Below are 9,833 nucleotides of genomic sequence, written 5' to 3' on the forward strand. Positions count from 1 at the left end.
CGATAGCATCGTGACTGCTCTCAGCCATAGACGAAGTTGACCAGGGACAGTGCGAAAGCCGGGATGTAGGTATTGATCATCAGGATCAGGAACAGTACCCCGATGAACCACATGTTGGTGCGAGTGGTGGCCCAGATATCCGATTTGGCGATCGAACAGGAGGCAATCAGCACACTCGCCACAGGCGGCGTCTGCTGGCCGATGGCCAGATTCAGCGTCACGATCAGGCCAAAGTGCAGCGGATCGATCCCCACCGCCGTCACCAGGGGCAGCACGATCGGCACGACGAGAATGATCGCTGCCGCCGAATGCAGAAAGATGCCCAGGATCAGGAAGATGACATTGAGCAGTGCGAGAATGATGTACTTGTTGTCCGTCAGCTCGCTGATGGAGTTAGCCATTTGCTGGGGAATCTGGGTCTCGGTCAGATAGAGCCCCACCACGGCGGAACTGGCCACCAGCAGCATCACGACGGCCGTCTGAATGCCGGCATCGACGCAGGATTTGTAGAAAATCTTCAGACTGAACTCACGATAGACCACTGCGCTGATGAAAATGGCGACGACAACGGCAAGGGCTGCCCCTTCGGTGGCGGTGACGATGCCGCCGAAGATCCCGCCAAGGATGATGACCGGAATCAGCAGTGCCCAGATCGCCCCCTTGAAGGCCTCCCAGAGTCGCTTGGCCTGGAATTTTCCCTCGGAGGGGAAGTCATGCTTACGAGCCAGGTAGTAGCACATGCCAGCCAGCCCCATGGCACCCAGCAGGCCGGGGAAGATACCCGCGATGAACATCTTGACCACCGATTCGCCGGACATGACCGCATAGAGAATCATGGGAATCGATGGCGGAAGGATGATCGCCAGACTGGCGGCAGAAGAAGAGATGGCCGCCGAGAATTCCCTGGAATAGCCCTTCTTGCGCATCGCCGGAATCAGGATGCTGCCGATGGCCGACACGCCGGCCACTGCCGAGCCGGAAATCTCGGCGAAGAAGATCGATGCGCCGATGGTCACCATGGACAGGCCGCCCTTGATGAACCCGACCATGGCCATGGCCAGGTCGATGAGACGGCGCGAGATACTGGAGGCGTTCATGATCGCGCCGGCCAGTATGAACAGCGGAATCGCAATCAGGGGAAACTTGGTCGCACCGTCGAACATCACCATGCCGACATTGGGCAACGCGAAGGCCCCGAAGCTTGCCACCGTGGCCAGGGCGCCGACGATCCCCAGCGCCACGGCAACCGGCACGTTGATGAGAATCAGCAGTATCAGCCCCACGAACATCGATAATATGATCATTGTTTACTCTCCGCTGGTTCGCTGATACCCATCAGGTCCGACTGGAAGCCCGGCTACCGGTCGGCCCATCCCCACGAACATCTTCTTCCGCGCCAGCATCGCCGGGAGTGATACCCGCCTCTTCCAGTTCATGGTCGATGAAACCGGCCCCACGGGCGCTCTCGATTACTTCAGGCAAGCGCAGCAGCTGCGCAATGATGAACAGCGCCGAACCGATGGGAATGACGGACTGAGTGAGTTGCAGCGAGATACTGGTCAGGCTCACAAGTGTCGAGCCCTCCAGGATCACCACCACCTGGTAGCCGGTGTAACCGAGCAGCACGAAGAACGCGATGGTGATGGCTTCCGCCAGCAATGCTACTGGAAGGCGAATGCCCGGCGATGCCATATTGATGATGCTGGGGCAGGTTATGTGAGCGCCCTTGGCCGCGGCCAGGGCCGCCCCGTAATAGGTCAACCAGGCCAACCCTACCGAAGCGACTTCGTCGTACCAGCTGAAAGGCGAACCAAGCAGGCGTGACATGAAACCGATGATCACCACTCCCGACAGCGCCACGACATTCAGGAAAACGACAAATTCCAGAAATTTCTGATAAACCGACTTTACTTGTTTTAAGGACACGTCGAGCATCTCCGGTAAAGAAGAAGGGAGCGGACATACCCCGCCGCGACAGGATCGCTGTGCGTGGCATGCCCGGTATCACTGACTTTGAAAAGATCAGCGAAGTGCGTCGACCTTCTCGATCATCTCCTTGCCGCCTTCCACTTCGTTGCCGAACTTCTCGTAGATCGCCGCGGAGCCATCAACGAAGGCTTGCGTATCCACCTTATTGATCTGCATGCCTGCCTCTTCGAACTTGGCAAGCAGGCTGTCGTCAAGCTTGGCGCCCTGTTCCAGAGCATATTCCTCGACTTCTTCGGCCGTCTCGACCAGCACCTGGCGGACATCCTCGGGCAGGCGATTCCAGCTGGCGCCGGCCAGCACGTAGGCCGGGGTGTAGACATGATTGGAAAGCGACAGATAGTCCTGAACTTCCTGGAAGCGCTGGGAGTAGATCTGGATCAGCGGGTTTTCCTGACCATCCATGGCGCCGGTCTGGAGGGCAACGAAGGCCTCCGACAGGGCCATCGGCGCAGGATTCGCGCCGTAGCTCTTGAACATCTCTACACGCCACACGCCGTTGGGTGTTCTCAGCTTGATACCCTCGAGATCAGAGGGCACGTAGATCGGTCGGACATTATTGGTAATCTGGCGGAAGCCGTTCTCCCAGATACCGATAATTTTGTAGCCTTTTCCCTCGGCAGCCTCGTAGAGCGTGTCGCGCAGAAAGTCATCGCGTACCCGGCGCATATGATCCCGATCCTCGATGAGATAAGGCATCTCGAAGAGTGAGAATTCGGGGGCTACGCTGCTCATGATCGAGGAAGGCAAGGAGAGATCTATAGTGCCCAGCTTAAGCTTATTGAGCATCTGGGAATCACTACCCAACTGGCTCGAGCCGTAAACGACCACTTCAGCTTTTCCTTCAAGTTTTTCATTGGCGATCTTGGCGAATTCGTTGGCTGTAATCTCGAACAGGGAACCGGGGCCGCCCACGTGACCGAACTTGATCTCACGCTCCTGGGCGCCGGCTGCTTGTACGCCAAGGGCAAGCGCAGTGGCGAGTAAAGCTATCTTTATGGCTTTCATGTCGATCTCCGAAGTTTCGTTATTGTTGTAGGTCCTGAACCGCCATCAGTACGAACCTTGTCAGCCATGGCAGCGGCCTACCGAAGCCCGTCTGCGAGAGCTTCCATCTGGCCGGCTCGGTCGCTCCTTGTTGTGCTGGTGTCATGGTGCACCGAAACCAACCGCAATTTGAATATGGATACATAATTCAAAATTAGAAATTATACTTTAGTACTCTGGCAACTCAGCTTGCAAAATCTAAAAAAACAATTTTAATCAGAAGGTTATAGATCCATATGGATGAGACATCCAGCGCCGAACCGCGCCTGAGGGGCGCGGCTCGCAAGGTTCTAGCAGAGGTGGGCGGTCAATAACGCAGCGTGACCGGGGACCGTCACCCGGTTGCAGAAGTGTGCAGCAGGTCAGTCCGGCGCCAAACCGGCCTGGAAACCAGCCTTACGAATGCCGACCAGGGCCGCTTGCTCGTCCTCGTCCGAGGAGGCACCACTGACACCTGCCGCCCCGATCACCCGGTCATTTTCATCCAGAATCACGACCCCACCGGGTACGGGAACGAATGTCCCCTCCGCGGCTGCAGCCACCGAAGCCAGAAAGGCCGGTCGTTGCTGATTGCGTTCTCCCACGATACGACTGGCAATGCCATTGCCGAGTGCGGCATAGGCCTTGCCCCTGGCCACGGCAAAGCGCAGCGGCGCACAACCATCCTCTCGCTCGGCGGCAATGATGTTGCCGCCCATGTCGAGCACAACGACGGTCAACGGCTCCATGTCGGTATTGCGGGCTTCGCTGAATGCCGTGTCGACAATCTGGCGAGCCTGTAGGCGGGAAATCTGAACGTGGGAACGAAACACCTTGCCAGCCATGGGCGGTTCCTTGCGACAATGGATTATTGTTGTCTTGATTTTGAATTCATAATACCTTTCAGAGATTCAAGTCAAGGCGACGCCGCTGGACTCTGTGCGTTTTCGCCACTGCCTTTCTCCGATCAAGAACCGACAATGGAAAAAATCCAGCATAGAAACCTCTACCGCGAAGTTGCCGATCGTGTTCGGGAACTGATTGAACAGGGTGCCTTGACCCCAGGCGAGCGCATCTCGGAAAAGAAGCTCTGCGAACAGTTCGGGGTATCGCGTACCCCGTTACGCGAGGCGCTCAAGGTGATGGCTTCGGAAGGCTTGGTGGAGCTGCTGCCCAACCGTGGTGCGCGGGTCACGCGCCTGACCGTAAAGAAGGTGCGCAACACTTATGATGTAATGGCCGCGTTGGAAGGCCTGTCAGGTGAATTGGCCTGCCAGAACATCACTGAACAGGAATTTTCGGTTATCCAGCAGCTTCATGAGACGATGCTCGATCACTACCGAAAGCGCGAATTGCAGCCCTATTTTCGGGTCAACCAGCAGATTCATGAACGCATTATTGCAGCGGCCGATAACGAGGTGCTCGAAGAGATGTACAGTAACCTCAGCCAACGCGTAAAGCGTGTCCGTTATTCGAAGAAGATGACGGATGATTTCTGGCGACGTGCCGTTGAAGACCATGAGGCCATGATTGATGCACTGCAAAAACGTGATGGCCTCATGCTGGGGCGCATTCTTCGCGAACATTTGTGCAACAAGCTCGAAGTCGCTTCCCTCGAGGGCATGATTGAAGCGGAGGAAGACGAGTTTTCCTCCCGGGCGGCCTCTTCCTGACTCCAGGCCGTCACTGCCAGGCCTCCAGGCGCATCGCCGCACGCACCAGCCGCTCGTTCTCGGCTTCGATCTCGCGCAGGCTGTTGCCGATGCTCTCGAGATGCTCCAGTGCCGCCTGCTCGGCGCCGTCGGCGTCCTGATCGATCACCGCGCGATACAGCCGCTCGTGCTGGCTATTGATCCGCTCGCGCGACGCCGGGCGGTGGTAGAGGTTCTTGACCGAGGCGAATACCGAACTCAGCAGCAAGTCGGTCAGGCTCTGCAGGGTGTAGACCAGCACCGGATTGTGCGAGGCCTCGCAGATCGCCAGATGGAAGCCGTGGTCGTAGCGCGCCAGGCGTTCGACATCGATCTCGCCGGGCTGACTGACATAGTTCGCCATGGCCTCGTAACGATGGCCGATGACCACCCGATCGGCCGGGGTTCCACGCAGCGCCGCAAGCCGTGCCGACTCGCCCTCGAGCAACGATCGCACTTCGAGTAGGTCGTAGAGCGTACGGGGATGATCGCGGAACAGATGCATCAACGGGCTGTCGTCGCGGCGCGGAATCAGCCGGGCGACCACCGAGCCACGCCCCTGGCGGGTCTCGATGATGCCCTTGCCGCGCAACACGCGTAGCCCTTCGCGCAGCGAGGCCCGCGACACCCCCAGCTTGTCGCACAGGCGGCGCTCCGAAGGCAGCAGCTGGCCGGGGCGGATGATCCCGTCGAGCACCAGTTGCTCGAGTTTGGCGGCCACCGCATCGGGCGTCCGGGTACCGCCTGGCATCGTGGAATCCGCAACCATGCTAGCCCTCCCTGGACGCCCGCGGCGCCCTATACGCGCTTGAATGCTGGGCGAACGGGCCCAGCGCATGGCCCTATTGAAGACCTGGAAAGCTATTTCATAAATACGACCAATGGCTGGTCCGACCAGTGAACCAATGACTGGACAGTGGTGTTTTCAAAGGTCAAATTGTAGGACACAAGCAAACCAATCGTGCGGCGGCGGCCTGACTTGGGCCGCGCCCGGATAGCCGGAGCACGTCATGAACATTCTCTACGACGCGCGACTCGACGGGGCGCTGGCGACCCCTGACAAGACCAGCGTGCTCGCCGACCTTCAGCAGGCGCTCCCCGAGATGACCCTGCTGCATCGCGAAGAAGACCTGCGCCCGTTCGAATGCGACGGCCTCTCGGTGTATCGCGTGCTGCCGATGCTGGTGGCCATGCCGCACACCCTCGAGCAGGTCGAGACACTGATGCGCCGCTGCCATGCGCTCGGCGTACCGGTGGTCACCCGCGGCGCTGGCACCGGCCTGTCGGGGGGCGCGCTGCCCCTCGAGCAGGGCGTGCTGCTGGTGATGTCGCGCTTCGCGCGGATCCTCGAGGTCGATCCCCGGGCGCGCACTGCGCGCGTCCAGCCTGGCGTACGCAACCTGGCGATCTCCGAGGCCGCCGCGCCTCATGGGTTGTATTACGCGCCCGATCCCTCGTCGCAGATCGCCTGCTCGATCGGCGGCAACGTCGCCGAGAATGCCGGCGGCGTGCACTGCCTCAAGTACGGCCTGACCGTGCACAACGTGCTGCGCGTCGAGGTGATCACCATCGAGGGCGAGCGCATGACGCTGGGCTCGGAAGCCTTCGACGCGCCCGGCTTCGACCTGCTGGCGCTGTTCAACGGCTCCGAGGGCATGCTCGGGGTGATCACCGAGATCACCGTCAAGCTGCTGCCCAAGCCGCAGAGCGCCAAGGTGCTGATGGCCAGCTTCGACGACGTCGCCAAGGCCGGCAAGGCGGTCGGCGACATCATCGCCGCGGGAATCGTCCCCGGTGGACTGGAGATGATGGACAAGCTCGCCATCCGCGCCGCCGAGGACTTCGTCAAGGCCGGCTACCCGGTCGAGGCCGAGGCGATCCTGCTGTGCGAGCTCGACGGCGTCGAGGCCGATGTCGACGACGACTGCCAGGCGGTGCGCGGCGTGCTCGAGGCGGCCGGCGCGACGGCCATCGATCAGGCCCGCGACGACGCCGAGCGCGCGCGCTTCTGGGCCGGTCGCAAGGCCGCCTTTCCGGCGGTGGGCCGCATGTCGCCGGACTACTACTGCATGGATGGCACCATTCCGCGCCGCGAGCTGCCGAGGGTGCTCGCGGGCATCGCCGAGCTATCGGGACACTATGGCCTGGCGGTGGCCAACGTCTTCCACGCCGGCGACGGCAACATGCACCCGCTGATCCTGTTCGACGCCAACCGACCCGGCGAGCTGGAGCTCGCCGAGACCGTCGGCGGCAAGATCCTCGAGCTGTGCGTCGAGGTCGGCGGCAGCATCACCGGCGAGCACGGCGTGGGTCGCGAGAAGATCAATCAGATGTGCAGCCAGTTCCAGCCCGACGAATTGCGCGTCTTTCACGCCGTCAAGGCCGCCTTCGACGAGTCGCGCCTGCTCAACCCGGGCAAGAACGTGCCGACGCTGGCCCGCTGTGCCGAGTTCGGCGCCATGCACGTGCACAACGGCGAGTTGGCGCACCCCGAGCTGCCGCGCTTCTGAGGAGTGACGATGAACCAGGATTCACACGACGCGCGCGGAGGCGATCCGCGCCATCCAGGCCCCGATCACCATGAACAGGAGCGACGCCCGCGACATGCCGAACCGGACCCGGCGGCGGGCCACGATGCCGGCGAGGCGCTCGCCGAACGCATCCGCCAGGCGCATGCGGACAGAACGCCACTGCGCATCGTCGGCGGCGACACCAAGGCCTTTTATGGCCGTGCCGTCGACGGCGAGGTGCTTTCGACCACCGCGCATCACGGCATCGTCCACTACGATCCCGTCGAGCTGGTCGTCTCGGTGCGCGCCGGGACGCGCCTGAGTGCGCTCGAGGCGGCGCTTGACGCCGAGGGCCAGCAGCTCGCCTGCGAACCGCCGCATTTCGGCGCGGCCGCCACGGTCGGCGGCATGGTCGCCGCCGGGCTTTCCGGACCACGCCGCCCCTGGGCCGGTGCGGTGCGCGATTTCGTGCTCGGCATTCGCCTGATCGGTCACGACGGCACGCCACTGCGCTTCGGCGGCGAGGTGATGAAGAACGTCGCCGGCTACGATCTGTCGCGCCTGATGGTCGGCGCCCAGGGCTGCCTGGGCGTGCTCAGCGAGGTCTCGTTCAAGGTATTGCCCAAGCCCGCCGCCACACGCAACCTGCGCCTGGCGATGCCGCTCGAGGCCGCGCTCGAACGCCTCGCCGAGTGGGGCCGCAAGCCATGGCCGATCAGTGCCGCAAGCTACCATGACGGCGCGCTCAACCTGCGCCTGGAGGGCGGCGTCAGCTCGGTGGCGCAGACTGCGGAGCAATTCGGTGGCGAGGCGCTCGAAGCCGATTACTGGAGCGCGCTTCGCGAGCAGCGTCTGGCGCTGTTCACCGCCGACGATCCGCGCCCGCTGTGGCGCCTGTCGCTGCCCAACAATGTGCCACCGCTGGCGCTCGACGGCGATGTGCTCTACGACTGGGCCGGCGCCCAGCGCTGGCTGAAGAGCGACGCCCCCACCGCGACCATCCGCGAGGCCGCGGCCCGCGCCGTGGGCCACGCCAGTTGCTTTCGCGAGCGCGATGGCGCGCACCCCGCCGAGCCCTTCATGCCGCTGCCGCCGGTGCTGGCCAAGTATCATCAGCGCCTCAAGCAACGGCTCGACCCGTACGGCATCTTCAATCCCGGCCGGCTCTACGAGGCCCTCTGACATGCAGACCCACTTCACCGACGCCGATCTCGAGAAGCCGCACCTGCGCGAGGCCGACCGCGTGCTGCGCAGCTGCGTGCATTGCGGCTTCTGCAACGCCACCTGCCCCACTTACCAGCTGCTCGGCGACGAGCGCGATGGCCCGCGGGGGCGCATCTACCTGATGAAGGAATTGCTGGAAAGCCGCGACGATGACGCCCAGGTCACCCGCGAGACCCAACTGCATCTGGATCGCTGCCTGACCTGCCGCAACTGCGAGACCACCTGCCCGTCGGGGGTCGAGTATCACAAGCTGCTCGACATCGGCCGCGCCGAAGTCGAACGGCGCGTCGGTCGCACGCCGAAAGAGCACGCGTTGCGCTTCGGCCTGCGCAAGGCGCTGGTCGACCCGCAGCGCTTCAAGGCCCTGCTCGCCCTGGGCCAGACCTTCCGCCCGCTGGTGCCCGGCACGCTGCGTGACAAGCTGCCGGCCAGGCCAGTGGATGCCGGCACGCGCCCCGACGGTCGTCGCCATGCCCGGCAGATGCTGATCCTCGAAGGCTGCGTGCAGCCGGGTCTGTCGCCCAACACCAACGCCGCGACGGCACGCGTACTCGACCGGCTGGGTATCGGCCTGACGCCGGCGCCCCAGGCCGGCTGCTGCGGCGCCATCGATTATCATCTCAATGCCCAGCAGGCCGGGCGCGAGCGCATGCGCGCCAATATCGACGCCTGGTGGCCGCATATCGACACCGCCGGCGAAGCCGCAGTGGAAGCCATCGTCCAGACCGCCAGCGGCTGCGGCGCCTTCGTCAAGGAGTACGCCGAAATGCTCGCCGACGACCCGGACTATGCCGAGAAGGCCGCCCGGGTCAGCGAACTGGCCAGGGATCTCGGCGAGATCCTGCGCGACGAGGATCTCGCCCCGCTGGCGATGCATGGCCAGCGGCGACTGGCCTTCCACTGCCCCTGCACCCTGCAGCACGCCCAGCGGCTCAATGGCCTGGTGGAAGGCGTGCTCACCCGGCTCGGCTTCGAGCTGACGCCGGTGCGCGACGCCCATCTGTGCTGCGGCTCGGCGGGCACCTACTCGGTGACCCAGCCCGAACTCGCCACCCGGCTGCGCGACGACAAGCTCGACGCCCTCGAGGCCGGCGAGCCGGAATTGATCGTCACCGCCAATATCGGCTGCCAGACCCACCTCGCCGGCGCCGGCCGCACCCCGGTGCGGCACTGGATCGAGATCGTCGATGAGGCGCTGGAATCAGCCACGAGCAACGGGCTTCGAGCAGCGAGCGGCTCGTAGTCGGTGGGAAACTTTTCCCGACGACGCCCCCATGGTTTTGATAGGGGTCGGGAAGGCTTCGCCTCCCCGCCCTCCGAACCGTGCGTGCGGTTCTCCCGCACACGGCTCTCCAGTCGATGGTTTCAACATCGTGATTGGCTCGCTTGCTGCCAG

General features: G+C 63.0%; 9 protein-coding genes. 4 read left to right on the forward strand and 5 right to left on the reverse strand.

The features are described 5' to 3' along the window. Nucleotides 1-20: 20 nt before the first annotated feature. From K7I12_RS15150 to K7I12_RS15165, 4 genes are all read right to left on the reverse strand, one after another. Nucleotides 21-1,304, reverse strand: a complete 1,284-nt coding sequence (locus K7I12_RS15150) for a TRAP transporter large permease (protein WP_031384014.1) — start codon at nucleotides 1,302-1,304, stop codon at nucleotides 21-23. A 31-nt stretch (nucleotides 1,305-1,335) separates the two neighbouring features. After that, nucleotides 1,336-1,935, reverse strand: coding sequence for a TRAP transporter small permease (locus tag K7I12_RS15155; protein WP_035575278.1), 600 nt, complete (start codon nucleotides 1,933-1,935; stop codon nucleotides 1,336-1,338). A gap of 87 nt (nucleotides 1,936-2,022) precedes the next feature. Further along, the gene (locus K7I12_RS15160) at nucleotides 2,023-2,994 is read right to left on the reverse strand and encodes a TRAP transporter substrate-binding protein (protein ID WP_031384016.1); all 972 of its coding nucleotides are present in this window, start codon (nucleotides 2,992-2,994) and stop codon (nucleotides 2,023-2,025) included. A 401-nt stretch (nucleotides 2,995-3,395) separates the two neighbouring features. Then, nucleotides 3,396-3,857, reverse strand: a complete 462-nt coding sequence (locus tag K7I12_RS15165; protein WP_031384017.1) for a GlcG/HbpS family heme-binding protein — start codon at nucleotides 3,855-3,857, stop codon at nucleotides 3,396-3,398. 135 nt (nucleotides 3,858-3,992) lie between these two features. On the opposite strand from K7I12_RS15165, the gene K7I12_RS15170 reads away from it, so the two are divergent. Continuing rightward, complete coding sequence (locus tag K7I12_RS15170; protein ID WP_031384018.1) at nucleotides 3,993-4,685, forward strand: GntR family transcriptional regulator; 693 nt, start codon at nucleotides 3,993-3,995, stop codon at nucleotides 4,683-4,685. Nucleotides 4,686-4,695: 10 nt separating this feature from the next. Here the strand turns inward: K7I12_RS15170 and glcC are convergent, their stop codons facing one another. Next, on the reverse strand, nucleotides 4,696-5,472 hold the full coding sequence (gene glcC / locus K7I12_RS15175; protein ID WP_051907456.1) for a transcriptional regulator GlcC: 777 nt from the start codon (nucleotides 5,470-5,472) through the stop codon (nucleotides 4,696-4,698). A 241-nt stretch (nucleotides 5,473-5,713) separates the two neighbouring features. Between glcC and glcD the strand changes: the two genes are divergently transcribed. The 3 genes from glcD to glcF are packed head-to-tail and all read left to right on the forward strand — an operon-like array spanning nucleotide 5,714 to nucleotide 9,680. Continuing rightward, on the forward strand, nucleotides 5,714-7,213 hold the full coding sequence (glcD, locus tag K7I12_RS15180; protein WP_031384020.1) for a glycolate oxidase subunit GlcD: 1,500 nt from the start codon (nucleotides 5,714-5,716) through the stop codon (nucleotides 7,211-7,213). A 9-nt stretch (nucleotides 7,214-7,222) separates the two neighbouring features. Then, nucleotides 7,223-8,395 (forward strand): glycolate oxidase subunit GlcE, encoded by a 1,173-nt coding sequence (gene glcE / locus K7I12_RS15185; protein ID WP_231664605.1) that lies wholly within the window; start codon nucleotides 7,223-7,225, stop codon nucleotides 8,393-8,395. A gap of 1 nt (nucleotide 8,396) precedes the next feature. Further along, on the forward strand, nucleotides 8,397-9,680 hold the full coding sequence (glcF, locus tag K7I12_RS15190) for a glycolate oxidase subunit GlcF (RefSeq protein WP_231664606.1): 1,284 nt from the start codon (nucleotides 8,397-8,399) through the stop codon (nucleotides 9,678-9,680). The last annotated feature ends 153 nt before the right edge of the window (nucleotides 9,681-9,833 follow it).

This window comes from Halomonas sp. IOP_31 (assembly GCF_021151495.1).
GTDB classification, from domain to species: Bacteria; Pseudomonadota; Gammaproteobacteria; order Pseudomonadales; family Halomonadaceae; genus Modicisalibacter; species Modicisalibacter zincidurans.

Bases quoted from the DNA above. Each gene is read 5' to 3' on its own strand.
- K7I12_RS15160 (WP_031384016.1), bottom strand. From the start codon at position 2,994: ATGAAAGCCATAAAGATAGCTTTACTCGCCACTGCGCTTGCCCTTGGC.
- K7I12_RS15170 (WP_031384018.1), top strand. From the start codon at position 3,993: ATGGAAAAAATCCAGCATAGAAACCTCTACCGCGAAGTTGCCGATCGT.
- glcC (WP_051907456.1), bottom strand. From the start codon at position 5,472: ATGGTTGCGGATTCCACGATGCCAGGCGGTACCCGGACGCCCGATGCG.
- K7I12_RS15155 (WP_035575278.1), bottom strand. From the start codon at position 1,935: ATGCTCGACGTGTCCTTAAAACAAGTAAAGTCGGTTTATCAGAAATTT.
- K7I12_RS15165 (WP_031384017.1), bottom strand. From the start codon at position 3,857: ATGGCTGGCAAGGTGTTTCGTTCCCACGTTCAGATTTCCCGCCTACAG.
- glcF (WP_231664606.1), top strand. From the start codon at position 8,397: ATGCAGACCCACTTCACCGACGCCGATCTCGAGAAGCCGCACCTGCGC.
- glcE (WP_231664605.1), top strand. From the start codon at position 7,223: ATGAACCAGGATTCACACGACGCGCGCGGAGGCGATCCGCGCCATCCA.
- K7I12_RS15150 (WP_031384014.1), bottom strand. From the start codon at position 1,304: ATGATCATATTATCGATGTTCGTGGGGCTGATACTGCTGATTCTCATC.
- glcD (WP_031384020.1), top strand. From the start codon at position 5,714: ATGAACATTCTCTACGACGCGCGACTCGACGGGGCGCTGGCGACCCCT.